Raw genomic sequence first — 15,789 nt, forward strand, 5'->3', positions numbered from 1 at the left:
TACCGGGTTCGCGATGTGTTGCGGATTTCGCAGGTGGTGCAGAGGCTCAGATTCGCGAAGTTACGCGGAACCCTCTGCGTTTTTCACTGTACCACCCTTGACGTCGACGGCGAGCATGAGCGCCTGCCACGGGGTGTCGACCACGGATGCCATAAGATCCGCCGCGGCGAGTCGCTGTCCGGGACCGTCGGCGAGCACGAGCACGCTGGGCCCCGCACCCGACACGACCGCCGCGTAGCCCTCTGCCCGCAACGCCCGCACGAGGCGGTCGGTTTCGGGCATGGCCTGCGCGCGGTAGTTCTGGTGCAGCTTGTCTTCGGTGGCGGCCATGAGCAGCTCGGGGCTCTGCGTCATCGCGGCGATGAGCAGCGCCGAGCGAGAGACGTTGAACACGGCGTCCTCGCGGGGCACCTGCAGCGGCTGCAGACTGCGGGCGACCGCGGTCGACATGGTGAAGCTCGGCACGAACACCAGGGGCGACACTCCGCGGTGCACGATGAGCTGCTTGTGCTGCGGGCCCGCGGCATCCATCCACGCGATGGTGAGCCCGCCGAAGAGGCCCGGCGCGACGTTGTCGGGGTGCCCCTCGAGCTCGGTGGCCAGGCGCAGCAGGTCGACGTCGCTGAAGTCGGCGTCGCCCTCGAGCAGCCCCTTCGCGGCGAGGATGCCGGCGACCACGGCGGCCCCCGACGATCCCATGCCGCGCCCGTGCGGGATCACGTTGCGCGCCGTCAGCCGCAGCCCCGGCAGGGCGCGCCCGACGGAGGCGTAGGTGTGCGCCATGGCCCGCACGACGAGGTGCGAGGCGTCGCGCGGGACGTCGGCGACGCCCTCGCCCTCGACCTCGATCTCGAGGCGGTCGCCGTCGAGCTGTTCGACGACGAGCTCGTCGTACACGCTGAGCGCGAGGCCGAGCGTGTCGAAGCCGGGTCCGAGGTTCGCGCTGGTGGCGGGAACGCGGACCGCGACCCGACGGCCGGGGCCTGCGGTCACGCGCTCACCGGCCGCAGGTCCAGGACGGATGCCACCTCCGAGGTGGTGGCGTCGACGACGGTGGGCTGCACGTCGGTGCCGTCGGGCTGACGGAGGGCCCACTGCGGGTCCTTGAGTCCGTGCCCGGTGACCGTGAGGACGACCTTGGCGCCGGCGGAGATGACCCCGGCCTCGGCCCGGTCGAGCAGTCCCGCGACGCTGATCGCCGAGGCGGGCTCGACGAAGATGCCGACCTCACCGGCGAGGATCTTCTGCGCTTCGAGGATGCGGGCATCGTCGATCGCGCCGAACCAGCCGTCGGTGGCGTCGCGCGCTTCGAGGGCGAGATCCCACGAGGCGGGGTTGCCGATGCGGATGGCGCTGGCGATCGTCTCGGGGTTCTTCACGACCTCGCCGCGCACGAGCGGGGCGGAGCCGGCGGCCTGGAACCCGAACATGCGGGGCACGGTCGTGGCGGCGCCGCGGGCGGCCTCTTCGCGGTAGCCGCGCGAGTAGGCGGTGTAGTTGCCCGCGTTGCCGACGGGGATGAAGTGGAAGTCGGGGGCGTCGCCCAGAACCTCGACGACCTCGTAGGCGGCGGTCTTCTGCCCCTCGATGCGGTCGGGGTTGACCGAGTTGACGAGGTGCACCGGGTAGTGGTCGGCGAGTTCGCGGGCGATCTCGAGGCAGTCGTCGAAGTTGCCGCGGATCTGGATGAGGCGGCCGTTGTGCGCGACGGCCTGGCTCAGCTTGCCCATGGCGATCTTGCCCTCGGGCACGAGCACCGCGGCGGTGATGCCGGCGTGCGCGGCGTAGGCGGCCGCCGATGCCGAGGTGTTGCCGGTCGAGGCGCAGATGACGGCCTTGGCGCCGTGCTCGACGGCGCGCGAGAGCGCGACCGTCATGCCGCGGTCCTTGAAGGAGCCGGTGGGGTTCATCCCCTCGAACTTCACCCAGACGTCGGCGCCGGTGCGGCGCGACAGCGACGGGGCGGGCAGGAGCGGCGTGCCGCCCTCGCCGAGGGTGACGACGGTGGAGGCGTCGGTGACGCCCAGACGGTCGGCGTATTCGCGGAGGACTCCGCGCCAGAGGTGTGCCATGTTCAGTTCCCTTCCACGCGCAGCACGGAGACCACGCGCTCGACGACGCCGCTCGCGGCGAGACGCTCGACGGTCTCGCTCAGGTCCTGCTCACGGGCCTTGTGTGTTCCGATGACCAGACGGGCGGAGCCGCCGGTCTGAGTCTTCTCGTCGGCCTCGATGACCGTCTGCTCGACCGTCGCGATCGACACGCGACCCTCGCTCAGGATGCCGGCGACGGTGGCGAGGACGCCCGGCTTGTCGTCGACTTCGAGCGTGATCTGGTACCGCGTGATGACGTGACCGATCGGCACGGCGGGGAGGTTCGCGCGGGTCGATTCGCCCACGCCCACTCCCCCGGCGATGTGGCGGCGCGCGGCCGACACGACGTCGCCGAGCACGGCCGACGCGGTCTGAACGCCACCGGCGCCGGCACCGTAGAACATGAGGTCGCCGGCGGCTTCCGCCTGCACGAAGACGGCGTTGTTCGCGCCGTGCACGCTCGCGAGGGGGTGGCTGCGGTCGACGAGCGCCGGGTACACGCGCACCGAGATCGACTCGGTGCCGCCCTCTTCGGCGGCGAGGCGCTCGCACACGGCGAGCAGCTTGATGACGTAGCCGGCGTGACGCGCCGATTCGATCATCGCGGCGTCGACCGAGGTGATGCCTTCGCGGTACACGGCATCCAGCGGCACGGTGGTGTGGAAGGCGAGACTCGCGAGGATCGCGGCCTTCTGGGCTGCGTCGTAGCCCTCGACATCGGCGGTGGGGTTGGCTTCGGCGTAGCCGAGGGCCTGCGCCTGGGCGAGCACGTCGGCGAAGTCGGCGCCCTCGGTGTCCATGCGGTCGAGGATGTAGTTCGTCGTTCCGTTGACGATGCCCATGATGCGCACGACGCGGTCGCCGGCGAGCGAGTCGCGCAGCGGTCGAATGATCGGGATGGCGCCGGCGGCGGCGGCTTCGTAGTACACCTCGGCGCCGACCTGGTCGGCGGCCTCGAACACCTCGGAGCCGTGGGTCGCGAGCAGCGCCTTGTTGGCGGTGACCACGTCGGCTCCCGAGGCGATCGCGTGCAGCACCTGGGTACGGGCCGGCTCGATGCCGCCCATCAGCTCGATGACGATGTCGGAGCCGACGATGAGCGTCTCGGCATCGGTGGTGAAGAGCTCTCGGGGCAGGTCGGCCTCGCGCTTGGCGTCGAGGTTGCGCACGGCGATGCCGGCGAGTTCGAGCTTGGCGCCCGCGCGGTCGGCGAGCTCGTCGCCGTGCTTGAGCAGCAGGTCGGCGACCTGCGAGCCGACGGCGCCGGCGCCGAGGAGCGCCACGCGGAGCGTGCGGTAGTCGGTCATTCGGTGTCTCCGTGGGGTGTGTCGATCAGGGTGGATGCCGGAACGCCGACGTCGCGAGAGAGGAGGTCGTCGATGCTCTCGCCGCGCACGATCACGCGGGCGGCACCGTCGCGCACGGCGACGACGGGCGGACGCGGCGTGTAGTTGTAGTTGCTCGCGAGCGAGAAGCAGTAGGCGCCGGTCGCGGGCACGGCGAGCAGATCGCCCGGGGTGACGTCGCCCGGGAGGTACTCGGCATCCACGACGATGTCGCCCGATTCGCAGTGCCGCCCGACGACGCGCGACAGCACCGGGGTCTCGGCACTGCTGCGCGAGACGATGCGGGCAGAGAAATCGGCACCGTAGAGCGCCGGGCGGGCGTTGTCGCTCATGCCGCCGTCGACGCTGACGTAGGTGCGGTCGAGGTTCTCGCCCGCGGTGACGGTCTTCACGGTGCCGACCTCGTACAGGGTGACGCCGGCCTGACCGACGATGATGCGTCCGGGTTCGCACGCGACGTCGGGCATGGGGATGCCGCGCACCGCGCACTCGTCGGCGATGGCGTCGAGAATGCCGTCGGCGATCGCTTCGAGGGGTTTCGGGTCGTCGACCGAGGTGTACGAGATGCCGAAGCCGCCGCCGACGTTCAGCAGGGGGATCTCTCCCCCGGCGAGCAGGTCGGCGTGCAGGTCGACCAGGCGGGCGGCGGATTCGCGGAAGCCGGAGGAATCGAAGATCTGCGAGCCGATGTGCGCGTGCAGGCCCACGAAGCGCAGGCTGGGAAGCTCGCGGATGCGGGCGACCGCGTCGGCCGCGCCCTCGAGCGAGAAGCCGAACTTCTGGTCTTCGTGCGCGGTGGCGAGGAAGGCATGGGTCTCAGCGTGCACGCCGGTGCGCACGCGCACGAGCACCGACTGCACCGCACCGCGACGGTCGGCGAGGGCAGCGAGACGCTCGATCTCGATCGGGCTGTCGACGACGACCGAGCCGACACCGACCTCGACCGCGCGCTCGAGTTCACCCACGCTTTTGTTGTTGCCGTGGAACCCCAGTCGCGCGGGATCGGCACCGCCGGCCAGGGCCACCTCGAGCTCACCGCGCGTGCAGACGTCGACCGCGAGTCCCTCGTTGACCACCCAGCGCACGACCTCGGTCGACAGGAACGCCTTGCCCGCGTAGTAGACGCGAGCCCGGATGCCATGACGAGCCGCCGCGGCCTCGAACGCCTCGCGCGCGCGCCGCGCGTGGGCACGCACCTCGTTCTCGTCGAGGACGTAGAGCGGGGTGCCGAAGCGGTCACGGAGGTCGAAGACCGAGACGCCGCCGATCTCGACGGAACCGTCGTCGACGCGGCGAGCGGACGACGGCCAGACGGGGGCAACGAGCTCATTCGCTTCGGCCGGGGCGGTGAGCCACTCGGGCACGAGCGCGGAGTGCGAGGCGGACACAGGAGAACCAATCGGGTTTTGCGGCGACGCGACGGCCGCGGATCACGGCGCCCACCCGCGCGGAGAGTCACACGGCGGGTAGTCCCTGCAGTCTAGGGCACCGGGGTACGAACCCTCGCGCGATGCGCCGCCATGCACGCCGAGCGAGGAACGTTCGCGCGAGAACCGGGTGACGACGAGCGGACGGTGGGGCCGCGGGCGGATGCCACTCGGATGCGATGGCGTGTCGCGATTCTCTGTCGAACTCCGAGCGTTTCACCCGGCCCGGCGCCGCGGCAGTTGAGCGGAAGACGCCGGACCATTTCTGGCGTGCGGGTGGGTGAATTTCACATGTGCTGTGCGGGTGACCTTCGTCTGGGGAGGAAGCGTGGACAACTCCACTCTCTCTCGCATCCCCGTGTCGCAGTTTCGTCGCTCACCTCCCCAAGGAGTCGCCATGGTCGTTCCCTCGCCGTCCGTCCCATCCCCGCCCCCCCTCCTGCAGCCGTCGCGTCGCACGGTGGTCGGAGCCGGCCTGATCGCCGTTCCGGCCGTCACGATGCTCTCCGCCGCTCCGGCGTACGCGGCCGCCTCCGACGCGCGCACGTTCACCATCACGACACCTTCCGGCACTGTTCCGGCGAACGGGCAAGTGACCGTCACGGTGAGGGTGCTCGCCCTGAACGGCACCCCCCTCACCGCTCGCCCCATCTCGCTCGTCGGCCCGAGCGGGTCGACGTTCACCCCGGCCGATGGCGTGACCAACGGCGCAGGCACGTTCACCACGAGGTTCCGGTTGAACACGCTGTGGGCAGCACCCGGCTCCTCGACGGTGATCACCGCTATCTCGGAATCTGGCTCGGGGTCTGCCACCTTCACGGTGTTGGGGGCGAACATGCTGATTCAGGAGAACGGAACGTCCACGCAGACGGTGACGCAGTTCTCTTCGCCCATCGTCCGCGCGCAGAATGGCCCCGGAAACGAGCTGGTGCTTCTGCAAGACGGCACCGTGTGGAGCCGCGCCGGGGGCAACAATCCGTACACGCAAGTCGCCGGTATCAGCGACGGCGCCGACCTCGCCATCTCTAACAGCGGAGGCGGAACGTTTTACGTGCTGAAGAATGACGGAACCGTCTGGGCATGGGGCAACAATCAAGGCGGCCAACTCGGCGACGGAACGACAACAGGCCGGTCGACGCCTGCTCCGGTGCCAAACCTCTCCGGGATAACCAAAGTTTCTGCGGCGAACGGCACGCTATTCGCCGTGCAGTCAGATAAGACGCTGTGGGCTCTCGGATACAACAACCTCGGCGGAATGGCCGGTGTCGGCGCGGCCAGCGGCCCCATTCCCATCACCCAGGTCAGCAACGGAACCGATGTCGTCGATGTCCTGGGAAGGCAGGGCGGAGGCGTACTCGTCAAGACCGATGGAACCGTCTGGGCGTGGGGCCAAGGATCCTCCGGCTACAACGGCGACGGCACCACAAACGACCAACCCGCCCCCGTCCAGATCACCACCCTCAACAACATCACCTCCCTCGCCGGCGGCCTCACTGCCGTCAGCTGGAACGCCTGGACACTGTTCGCGCTCACCAACACCGGAGCCGTCTACGCCTGGGGCAACAACGGCACCGGCGCTTACGGCAACAACACCACCACCGCCAGCCCCACCCCCATCCAAATCAGCGGCATTTCCGGCGTCACCCAGATCACCACCTCAAGCAATTCCGTCTTCGCCCTCAAGAACGACGGCACACTCCTGAAATGGGGCGGCGGAGCCTCCACCCCCACCCCCTACACCGCCAGCCGACCCATCACCCGCCTCGGCAACACCCACAACGAGGCGTACAGCAACCGCGCCTACCTCATCACGCAGTAACCACGCCAGTCAGAGTTGGGGTGCGGCGAGGGTTCGGGGTCTCCCGGCTCGCGCCGCACTTCTGTCTGTCTCGCGCCCTCATGATGAGCGGTGCGTTATCTGTCTAGCCCCGTGCCCCACGCGACAGTCGACCCGAAGGGCCTGACCGCCAGCTACGCCCCGCATCGACGATCGAACCCCGCCGCGCGTCACCATGACATCAGAAGGGCTGCCCCCTCCATGGACCCGCTGATCACCGACCACCATCTCGACGTCGACGCCCTCGGGGTGACCGTGCGTATCGACGTGGAGGCCCTCGCACCCGACGACCGTACGGTGCTCCGCGAGATCTGGTCGGACGCCCGGTCCACCGGCGCGCCGACCGCGCCCGTGGAGCGGGTGACCCCGCAGCTCACCGAGCCGCCCGACCTGGCATTCGCCGACCTGTCGACGCGAGTGACGCTCGCGGCCCTCGCCGCTCGGCGCGGTGCGCTGTGGATGGTGCACGCGGGTGCGATCGCCGACCGCGACGGACGGGTTGTCTTGTTCGCCGGACCGTCGGGAATGGGTAAGACGACGCTGATGACGCGATTGGCGCGTACCTATTCCTACGTGACCGATGAGAGCGTGGGGATCGCTCCCGACCTCTCGGTTTTGCCGTACCGCAAGCCGCTCTCGATCATCACGCCCCGAGGGCTCACCAAGACGCAACGCTCCCCTACGTCGCTCGGGCTCGGGCGCCTGCCCTTTCACCCGTTACGACTGCACGCGGTGGTGGTGCTCGATCGGCGCCACGACGCACATCCCGGCATCGAGATCCTCGACGACGCCGAGGCGCTCAGCGCCCTCGCACCTCAAAGCAGCTACCTCGCTGAGATCCCCCATCCTCTGACGACGGTGCGTGCTCATCTGGCCGCCGTCGGCGGCGCCATGCGGATGAGCTACCGCGACGGTGCCGAGGTGGAAAACCTCGTTCACGACCTGTTCGCCCCAAGGCCCCCGCGCCCCGCACCGACGAGAGGAGCGGGCGTGACGAACCTTCCCGCCGCGCCCGCGGCCACCGACGTGTATACGCGCACGTCGGTCATCGATGCCGTGGAACTCGACGACGGCCGCATGCTCATCCTGCGTACGGGCGACAACGAGAGCACGCTGTACGTTCTCGACGGTATCGGCCCCGCCCTGTGGCGCGCGGCCGAGAACGCGGACCTCGAGACGTTGACCGAGGTCGCCCGCCGGTCACACGCGGACGCCGCCGTCGCCGACGCGCGCGCGGCGGTCTCGATCGCGATCGAACAGATGCGTCTCGCCGGCCTTGTCACCGGGCCGACCATCTCTCTCGACGGGTGACGGCGGGCGACGACGCGGGTCTGCTGGCCGTCATGGGCCGATCGGCCGGCCGCCTCAGCCGCAGGTGCCGTCGTTCTGCAGAGCCGCGTCGTTGAGAATGCCGCCCGCGATGTCGAAAGTGGCGACCAGATCTTGTCCCTGCACCGTCGCCGACGTGAGGGCGAGCCCCGCGGGCAGACGGTCCGCGATGCAGAGGGTCGATGTCTGGAGCAACCCGTCAGCGACGCCCCCGAACTGGCCGCGGAGCGTGTCGGCATCCAGCGCGTTGCCCGCCACCGCGAACGACGCGGGCGTGAGGGTGAGGTCGCCGTCGGCGGCACCGGGAGTCACGGCGACGCCGACGGGGATCGCGATCCCGAACAGCGACAGCGACGTCTCGAAGGTGACGTCGGGAGCGGCGACGGTCACCGTCCCCACGGGGATGTCGGGTATCTGACCGAGCAGAGACCGCAGCTGATCCTGATCGAGCCGGACAGATGCCACTCCGCCGTCCGCGGCGGAATCGCCCGACACCGGAACGCCTCGCAGTTCGACGAACACGTCGCCGGCGAGCGGACCGAGCTCGACGTCGTCCGAGGCGACGGTGACGTCGTCGAGACGGCCGCCGATCACCTGCGGGAGGACGAGACCTGCGACCTGCACATCGACGTCTTGGTCGTCGGGGAGACCGACGTTCTCGACCACGAGCGAGCGCACCGTCCCGGTCACGACCGAGCGCGCGATGAACTCCGCTGCGACCACGGCCGCCACCAGCAGCACGATGACCACCACGATCACCGCGATCCGGCGACGGGGCCGACGGCGGGGCGTCGTGGCATCCGTCATCGCTTACATCCGCTCCGGAGCGCTGACGCCCAGCAGCGTCAGACCGTTGCGCAGCACCTGGCCGGTGGCGTCGTTCAGCCACAGGCGCGTGCGGTGCACCGACTCGACGGGCGCGTCGCCCAGCGGGATGACACGGCAGTTGTCGTACCAGCGGTGATAGAGACCCGCGAGCTCCTCGAGGTAGCGCGCGACGCGGTGCGGCTCGCGCACCTCGGCGGCGAACGACACGATGCGCGGGAACTCCTGCAGAGCGCCCAGCAGAGCCGACTCGGTCTCGTGGTCGAGCAGCTCGGGCGCGAACTCGGAGCGGTCGACCCCGGATGCCGCGGCGTTGCGCGCCACGTTGTGCGTACGGGCGTGCGCGTACTGCACGTAGAAGACCGGGTTGTCGTTCGTGCGCTTCTGCAGCACGTCGAGGTCGATGTCGAGGTTCGAGTCGGCCGAGCTGCGCGTGAGGGCGTAGCGGGCGGCATCCACCCCGACGATCTCGACGAGGTCCTCGAGGGTGACCACGGTGCCGGCGCGCTTGGACATGCGCATGGGCTGACCGTCGCGCACGAGGTTCACCATCTGACCGATGAGCACCTGGAGGTTGACGTTCGGCTCGTCGCCGAAGGCCGCGCACATCGCCATCAGGCGCTGGACGTAGCCGTGGTGATCGGCGCCGAGCATGATGATGCAGCGGTTGAAGCCGCGCTCGCGCTTGTCGAGGTAGTACGCCAGATCGCCCGAGATGTAGGCGGGCTGCCCGTCGGACTTGATGATGACGCGGTCTTTGTCATCGCCGAACTCGGTCGAACGCAGCCACGTCGCCCCGTCGGCTTCGAAGATGTGGCCGAGTTCGCGCAGGCGAGCGACCGCGCGCTCGACGGCGCCCGAGTCGTGCAGGTCGTTCTCGTGGAAGTACACGTCGAAGTCGACGCCGAACTCGTGCAGCGACTGCTTGATCTCGCCGAACATGAGGTTGACCCCGAGCTCGCGGAAGGCCTCTTGCTTGGCCTCGGCGTCGAGGGCGTCGATGTCACCGTCGTACGCCTCGACCACGCGCTGCGCGATGTCGCCGATGTAGGCGCCGCCGTAGCCGTCTTCGGGCGTCGGGTCGCCCTGGTGGGCGGCGACGAGGCTGCGGGCGAAGCGGTCGATCTGCGCGCCGTGGTCGTTGAAGTAGTACTCGCGCGTCACCTGGGCGCCCTGCGCCGACAGCATGCGGGCGAGAGCGTCGCCGGCGGCGGCCCACCGCGTGCCGCCGAGGTGGATGGGCCCGGTGGGGTTGGCGCTGACGAACTCGAGGTTGATGATCTCGTCGGCGCGGGAGTCGTTCGTCCCGAAGGCCGCGCCCTGGTCGACGATCGTCTTGGCGAGCGCACCCGCGGCAGCCGCGTCGAGGCGGATGTTGATGAAGCCGGGACCAGCGACCTCGACGCTGGCGATGCCGTCGACGGCCTCGAGACCCGCGGCGATGTCGGCGGCGAACTCCCGTGGGTTGGCGCCGACGACCTTCGACAGCTTCATCGCGGCGTTGGAGGCCCAGTCGCCGTGGTCACGGTTCTTCGGGCGCTCGAGCGGAAGGTCGGCGGCCGTGATCCCCGCCGAAGAGCCCTCTCGTCGCGCCTCCGCGAGCGGGGCGATGACGGCGAGCAGGGCAGCGGAGAGGGCAGCGGGATCCATAGCCCTGCAATTCTAGGCCGAGCCGGCTGCACGCTCCCCGCGCGCACGATGCGAGAGTCGCGGCCGTGGGCGACGACGCGCGGAGTCCGACGCCGTGTCTGCGGTTGCGCGGGGTCTCAGGCGATCTGCACCAGGGCTTCGTGGTCGTCGGGGGTCGCGGCATCCGGGACCTCGTTCTCGAGCACCGCGTCGACGTGCAGGCGATCGAGGCCGACATAGCCGCCGTAGAAGCTCAGGAACGCGCAGTCCGACGCGTCGCGTCCGGTCGCGATGCGCACGAGCGAGCGCCGGTCGGCGAGGCGGGTGGCGTCGATCACGTACCAGGCGCCGTCGAGGTAGGCCTCGGCGACGGCGTGGAAGTCCATCGGTTCGAGTCCCGGCGCGTAGCACGCGGCGTAGCGGGCGGGCATGTCCATGGCCCGCAGCAGCGCGATGACGACGTGCGCGTAGTCGCGGCAGACACCCTGGCCGGTCATCAGCGTGGTGACCGCGCTGTCGGTCCCGAGGCTCAGCCCGGGGGTGTACGTGACGGTGGACGCCACGAAGCTCGAGACCGCCGAGACCAACTCCGCACCGGTGAGCCCGCGGAACTGGCGGCGAGCCTGGGCGAACACCTCGTCGGACTGGCAGTACCGACTGGGGCGCAGGTAGGTGATGGTCTCGAGGTCGCTCGTGCGGGGGTTCTGCGACGGGCCGTTCGCCCGCGCTTCGTACCGGACGGACAGCGGGCCCTGCTCCCCCGTGAGACGGTGCAAGCGGCTGCCCGACTGGTCGACGATCTCGGTCGGCGTGTACACGCGATCGCCCTGCGAGAAGGTCAACGTCTCGCTCACGAGGGGCACCCCCTGGGCGGCGGTGATCTGGAAGATCAGGTCGACGGACGACCCCAGATCGAGGTCGAGTTCAGCGGTCACTCGGCGCGGCACCGGGCCATCCTCGCACGCCGCACGGGGACGACGGCTCGCGACCGGCGAATGCGGATGAATGGATGCCATTCGGCGGCCGCGCAACGAGATGGGGCGTCGTCGTCCGGGGTCGGAATCGTGACGTGGCCGGCGGCGATACCGCCGCGGTCCTCACCCGGACTCAGCCGTCTTTCTTGCCCGGTCCGCCCCCGCTGTCTTTTCCGTTCCCGTTGTTGCCGTTCCCGTTGTTGCCGTTCCCGCTGCCGTTGCCGTTGCCGCCCGGAGCCTGGTCGGACGGCGCGTTGCCCGGATCCTGCTCGCCCGGGTCGACCTCGGTGCCGTCATCGCTCGATTCGTCTTCTTCCGGCACGGACGGCTGCTGCTGCACGGGCTCGCTCGTCTGCGCCGGCTCTGGCTCCGGCGTCGGGGTGGGGATGAGGGAGGTGAGATCAGCGCGCACGGTGGCGATGCGGCTGAGGATCGCCTCGGCCTCGTCTGCGGGGAGCTCTCCGGCGTCGCGACGAGCGATGACCTCGGCCTCGAGAGCATCGAGCGTCGCCAGGGCGGCGGCGTAGTCACCGCCGGACGCCTGCGCGGCGACCATCTCGACCGTCGACTGCCACGCGGTCGGCTCGGCCGCGGGCGGCGTGCACGCCGAGAGGGTCAGGACCGCAGCCAAGACGAGACCGGCGGCGGGAGCGATACGGCGCCTCATGGAGCGACTTCCTTCCAGAGGTCATCGACGTGTTGGTCGAGCGGCTGCGGGAGCGACGGGAGCTCGGGCTGCACGCTCGATCCCGCGCTCGACACGGCGACGGCCGCCGTCACCGCTCCGGCGGCGAGGAGCACCGCGAGCACGGACGCCACGATCACGAGCCGACGCGAGGGGCGACGAGACGTCGAGGCGGATGAGTCGAGGATGCGCGTGGGCGCGGTCGCGTCGGGCAGCGGCGCGGTGCGCGGAGAGGACGCGGCCGGCGACGTCTCGAGGTCGGACAGGGGGCGCAACACGGCGATGAGGCCCGCGGCATCCGGTCGCTTCGCCGGGTCGACGGCCGTCATGTCCTGCAGCACCGTACGCCAGCGGTCGGGGATCGACGGCGGGATCTCGGGGGCCGCGACCAGACGCGCGGCGAGCGCCTCGTGCGGCGTGCGGCCGGCGAAGGCGCGCGTTCCCGTCAGCGCCTCGAGCAGCACGAGCCCGAGGGCGTACACGTCGCTGGGCGGGGCCGCCGGCATGCCCCGCGCCTGCTCGGGGCTGAGGTAGGCGGCGGTGCCGATGACGGTGTCGGCGCGTGTCAGGCGCGTCGCCCCCACCAGCGACGCGATCCCGAAGTCGGCCAGGGTCGCGCGGGGGCTCTCGCCCGCGTGGGCGGCGGGGCGCACGAGGATGTTCGACGGCTTGACGTCGCGGTGCACGATGCCGCGGGAATGGATGACGGTGAGCGCCTCGGCGATCTCGCGCCCCGTGCGGGCGACGTCGGGGCCGGGGAGGGGTCCGCGGGCGATGAGCTCGCCGAGCGTCGGGCCGGCGATCAGCTCCATCGACAGGTAAGCCGGTTCGGCGGCGAGACGCGCGTCGTAGAGCGTGACGAGCGACGGGTGCGACAGTGAGGCGAGCAGGCGGATCTCGGAACGCACGCGCGCGGCGTCTGACGGGTCGGCGCTGCCCGCGTCGATCACCTTCAGCGCGACGGTGCGCCCGAGACTCGTATCCACAGCCTCGTACACACGGGCATACCCACCCTGTCCGAGCACGCGGCCCAGACGGTACCGACCGTCGAAGAGGCCGCCGACAGCGGAATCGTCGGCGACGGTGGGAGGGGGTTCGGTCATGGCGGGTCCCTCGGGGTGATGCCCCCGAGAGCGATCAGACGAGGTCGTCGTTCGAGGAGCGGGTGGTGGAACGGGTGACCTGCGCGCCGCCCGCGGCCTCGGTGCGGGTGACGGTGTCGGTCTGACGGCGGCGAACGAGCAGCACGAGCCCGATCACGAACACGACCGCCCCCGCGCCCATCATGATGTACCCGATCATGCTGAGGTCCACGAATTCGTTCGGCAGGTTCACCGCGAACGCGAGGATGGCGCCGATGACGAAGAGCGCAATGCCGGCTCCGATACTCATGACAGACCCCTTTCCAAGGTGGGTCCAGCATCGCAAGCGGTGACGAATGCGTCGACCGGTCTTGACAAAGGGCCGGCGCGCGCGATTCGGCCGCGGGCGCCGACGGTTTCACCCGGTCGACCATCGCGCTCGGCGGGCACCGCCGGTATCGACCACCTCGCACACTCGGTAGCCGTGTCGCCCCCGCAACGGCACGGGGAGGGCCTCATGTCCGTGCCGACCACCGCCGACGCCGATCTCGACATCGAGGCACTCGGGGTCGTCGTGCGCATGGCGATCGCAGGGCTCCCCCCGTCCGACCGCGATCTGCTGGGCGAGGCCTGGTCGGGCGCTCGCCCGGCGCATCCGCGGTCGCCCGTCGCCACGGTGGCTCCCCGGGCGCATTTCCACTTCGACGCGACCGTCGCCGATCTGACGACCCAGGTGACCCACGCCGCGCTCTCTGCCCGACGCGGTCACCTCTGGATGGTCCACGCGGGAGCCGTCGCCGATGACCGGGGCCGCGTGATCCTCTTCTCCGGTCGGTCCGGCATGGGCAAGACCACGCTCATGTCGCGTCTCGCGCGCGAGTACGCCTACGTCAGCGACGAGAGCGTCGGCGTCACCGCAGAGGGCGGGGTCGTGGCCTACCGCAAGCCGCTGTCGATCATCGACGATGTCGCGCGGGCCAAGCGACAGCTGTCTCCGCGCAGCCTGGGGCTGCGGGATCTGCCCGACGCACCTCTGCGGCTGCACGCCATCGTGGCTCTCGATCGCCTGAGCGGCGACGCGCCGCCGCGACTCGTCGAGCTTCCCGTCGACGAGGCCGTCGCCGCCCTCGCCCCGCAGTGCAGCTATCTCGGCGAGCTCACGGCGCCCCTGCAGACCCTCATCGGCCACATCCAGGGGACGGGAGGCGCGCTCGGCCTGCGCTATCGCGAGGCCGAAGAGGTACTCCCCCTCGTGCGAGCCCTATTCGACACCGAGCGGGCGGCCCTGCCGGGTGCCATCGCGCTGAATGTTCCCCTCGCCCGGAACAATCGCCATCGCACCGACGTGCACCCCTTCCGCCGGACGCCGGTTCAGGATGCCGTCGAGCTCGACGGGCGTCTGGCGCTGCTGACGAGAGCTCCTGACGACCAGACCACCGTGCACCTCCTCGACGGGATCGGCCCCACCCTGTGGCTCGCCGCCGACGGCGCCTCGTTCGACGAACTCGTCACCGCCGCCGTGGAGACCCATGGGGCACCGGACGGGGGCGACGCGCGGGCGTCGGTTCGGCAGACTCTCGACTCGCTGCTCGACGTGGGGCTGCTCACGGGGCCGCGTCACAGCGACGATCACGGCTGAGCACCCGCCGCGCGACCACGCCGGGCGGCCATTCACCCTCGACCGACGACGGATGGCGCTCACCGCCGATGCGGGTGAATTTGCCTTACGACCGGGTGAGTCGCCGGGTGTGCACGCGTCGGCGAACGAGAAGAGGGCCGCGGAGTCTGAACGACTCGCGGCCCTCTGCTGACACGTGCCCCCGACGGGAATCGGACCAGCGACCGGCACGTGCGGTTGGTGAGCGCAGCGCGGAGCGCGAAGTCTGAAAAGAGCGAGCGATGGGAACGGAGCCGCGCTCGACCACTATCGCCTTGCCGTCGGAGCACTAATCGAGGTGTGTTCCTGATCGCGTCGCTAGAGTTCGATCGGCCCCGGCGAGGGGACCTCGTCTGGCAGCCCGCCCTCGAGGATGGCGGCGACCATATTCACGGCGCGGTCCGAGAGCGCATCCCCCGGGTAGAAGTCCTCGTAAAGTTCCTCGGCGTCGTTGAGTGTGGTGACGTCGCACAGTCGTAGAAGCTGCCGGATGTCGTTCGTATCGCGGCCGGGCCGGTTGGCGCGCAGCTTCATCGCCAGCATCGCTTCCTGAGCGGCGACGTGGATAACGATGCCGTCGTGGTCGTAGATGGTCTCCCACTCGACGGATCTACGACCGAACGTGGGAAGCGCATCGGCCTTCTCGACGTCGAAGTTCAGCCAGCCCGGATCCCACCCGCGGGACTGGGCTACCTTCGCCGCGGCTGCTGCGACTTTGGCGTGACTTCCCGGCTCGATGTGGAGCGAATCGAGATCCTGCGTCGTGCCACGGTCGAAGTAGCGGAGCGCGAGAGCTGCTCCACCGACGATCCGGATACCCGCGACCTGGTGTGAGTCGTGCAGCTCAGCGATGAGGGCCCTGAGCCCGTCGAGGATGTCCTCTCTGTCGAGCGTCGTCGCCACGC

The 15,789-nt window shown here is 70.1% G+C and carries 14 protein-coding genes; 3 read left to right on the plus strand and 11 right to left on the minus strand.

Annotated elements, in window-relative coordinates; genetic code table 11:
* Nucleotides 1-60 precede the first annotated feature (60 nt).
* From thrB to lysA, 4 genes are read right to left on the minus strand one after another with little or no spacing between them, the layout of a single operon-like run.
* Nucleotides 61-993, minus strand: coding sequence for a homoserine kinase (gene thrB / locus BJP65_RS04055; protein WP_055834827.1), 933 nt, complete (start codon nucleotides 991-993; stop codon nucleotides 61-63).
* Entirely contained in the window at nucleotides 990-2,072 is a 1,083-nt protein-coding gene (gene thrC, locus BJP65_RS04060) for a threonine synthase (protein ID WP_055834824.1), read from the minus strand. The genes thrB and thrC overlap by 4 nt, the downstream gene beginning before the upstream one ends.
* A gap of 2 nt (nucleotides 2,073-2,074) precedes the next feature.
* Nucleotides 2,075-3,400, minus strand: coding sequence for a homoserine dehydrogenase (locus BJP65_RS04065; protein ID WP_070408296.1), 1,326 nt, complete (start codon nucleotides 3,398-3,400; stop codon nucleotides 2,075-2,077).
* Entirely contained in the window at nucleotides 3,397-4,827 is a 1,431-nt protein-coding gene (lysA, locus tag BJP65_RS04070; RefSeq protein WP_083285695.1) for a diaminopimelate decarboxylase, read from the minus strand. Before lysA ends, BJP65_RS04065 begins: the two co-directional genes overlap by 4 nt.
* Before the next feature lie 499 nt (nucleotides 4,828-5,326).
* Here lysA and BJP65_RS04075 point away from each other — a divergent pair, with 499 nt between their 5' ends.
* Both BJP65_RS04075 and BJP65_RS04080 read left to right on the plus strand, forming a co-directional pair.
* Entirely contained in the window at nucleotides 5,327-6,685 is a 1,359-nt protein-coding gene (locus tag BJP65_RS04075) for an RCC1 domain-containing protein (RefSeq protein ID WP_181015978.1), read from the plus strand.
* A gap of 219 nt (nucleotides 6,686-6,904) precedes the next feature.
* Nucleotides 6,905-8,014 carry an ATP-binding protein gene (locus BJP65_RS04080; RefSeq protein WP_070408299.1) on the plus strand — a complete coding sequence of 370 codons (1,110 nt, stop codon included), beginning with the start codon at nucleotides 6,905-6,907 and terminating at the stop codon, nucleotides 8,012-8,014.
* 54 nt (nucleotides 8,015-8,068) lie between these two features.
* On the opposite strand, the gene BJP65_RS04085 is transcribed toward BJP65_RS04080, so the two are convergent.
* The 6 genes from BJP65_RS04085 to BJP65_RS04110 form a co-directional block, all read right to left on the minus strand.
* Entirely contained in the window at nucleotides 8,069-8,839 is a 771-nt protein-coding gene (locus BJP65_RS04085) for a DUF2993 domain-containing protein (protein WP_070408300.1), read from the minus strand.
* A 3-nt stretch (nucleotides 8,840-8,842) separates the two neighbouring features.
* Complete coding sequence (gene argS, locus BJP65_RS04090) at nucleotides 8,843-10,507, minus strand: arginine--tRNA ligase (RefSeq protein WP_055834805.1); 1,665 nt, start codon at nucleotides 10,505-10,507, stop codon at nucleotides 8,843-8,845.
* Nucleotides 10,508-10,623: 116 nt separating this feature from the next.
* On the minus strand, nucleotides 10,624-11,433 hold the full coding sequence (locus BJP65_RS04095) for a transglutaminase family protein (protein WP_070408301.1): 810 nt from the start codon (nucleotides 11,431-11,433) through the stop codon (nucleotides 10,624-10,626).
* Between the two features lie 160 nt (nucleotides 11,434-11,593).
* Nucleotides 11,594-12,127 carry a hypothetical protein gene (locus tag BJP65_RS04100; protein ID WP_070408302.1) on the minus strand — a complete coding sequence of 178 codons (534 nt, stop codon included), beginning with the start codon at nucleotides 12,125-12,127 and terminating at the stop codon, nucleotides 11,594-11,596.
* Nucleotides 12,124-13,248: a serine/threonine-protein kinase gene (locus BJP65_RS04105; protein WP_070408303.1), complete on the minus strand. Its 1,125-nt coding sequence runs from the start codon at nucleotides 13,246-13,248 to the stop codon at nucleotides 12,124-12,126. Before BJP65_RS04105 ends, BJP65_RS04100 begins: the two co-directional genes overlap by 4 nt.
* Nucleotides 13,249-13,282: 34 nt before the next feature.
* Nucleotides 13,283-13,537: a DUF6458 family protein gene (locus BJP65_RS04110; protein WP_055834791.1), complete on the minus strand. Its 255-nt coding sequence runs from the start codon at nucleotides 13,535-13,537 to the stop codon at nucleotides 13,283-13,285.
* 207 nt (nucleotides 13,538-13,744) lie between these two features.
* On the opposite strand from BJP65_RS04110, the gene BJP65_RS04115 reads away from it, so the two are divergent.
* On the plus strand, nucleotides 13,745-14,866 hold the full coding sequence (locus tag BJP65_RS04115) for an ATP-binding protein (protein ID WP_070408304.1): 1,122 nt from the start codon (nucleotides 13,745-13,747) through the stop codon (nucleotides 14,864-14,866).
* A gap of 336 nt (nucleotides 14,867-15,202) precedes the next feature.
* Here the strand turns inward: BJP65_RS04115 and BJP65_RS04120 are convergent, their stop codons facing one another.
* Nucleotides 15,203-15,787 carry a hypothetical protein gene (locus tag BJP65_RS04120; RefSeq protein ID WP_156784802.1) on the minus strand — a complete coding sequence of 195 codons (585 nt, stop codon included), beginning with the start codon at nucleotides 15,785-15,787 and terminating at the stop codon, nucleotides 15,203-15,205.
* Between the last annotated feature and the right edge of the window lie 2 nt (nucleotides 15,788-15,789).

It is taken from the genome of Microbacterium sp. BH-3-3-3, assembly GCF_001792815.1.
In the GTDB taxonomy this organism is placed as follows: domain Bacteria; phylum Actinomycetota; class Actinomycetes; order Actinomycetales; family Microbacteriaceae; genus Microbacterium.

Excerpts from the sequence above, each read along its gene's own strand:
- thrC (WP_055834824.1), bottom strand. The coding sequence starts at position 2,072 with ATGGCACACCTCTGGCGCGGAGTCCTCCGCGAATACGCCGACCGTCTG.
- BJP65_RS04065 (WP_070408296.1), bottom strand. The coding sequence starts at position 3,400 with ATGACCGACTACCGCACGCTCCGCGTGGCGCTCCTCGGCGCCGGCGCC.
- BJP65_RS04080 (WP_070408299.1), top strand. The coding sequence starts at position 6,905 with ATGGACCCGCTGATCACCGACCACCATCTCGACGTCGACGCCCTCGGG.
- BJP65_RS04085 (WP_070408300.1), bottom strand. The coding sequence starts at position 8,839 with ATGACGGATGCCACGACGCCCCGCCGTCGGCCCCGTCGCCGGATCGCG.
- argS (WP_055834805.1), bottom strand. The coding sequence starts at position 10,507 with ATGGATCCCGCTGCCCTCTCCGCTGCCCTGCTCGCCGTCATCGCCCCG.
- BJP65_RS04100 (WP_070408302.1), bottom strand. The coding sequence starts at position 12,127 with ATGAGGCGCCGTATCGCTCCCGCCGCCGGTCTCGTCTTGGCTGCGGTC.
- BJP65_RS04105 (WP_070408303.1), bottom strand. The coding sequence starts at position 13,248 with ATGACCGAACCCCCTCCCACCGTCGCCGACGATTCCGCTGTCGGCGGC.
- BJP65_RS04110 (WP_055834791.1), bottom strand. The coding sequence starts at position 13,537 with ATGAGTATCGGAGCCGGCATTGCGCTCTTCGTCATCGGCGCCATCCTC.
- BJP65_RS04115 (WP_070408304.1), top strand. The coding sequence starts at position 13,745 with ATGTCCGTGCCGACCACCGCCGACGCCGATCTCGACATCGAGGCACTC.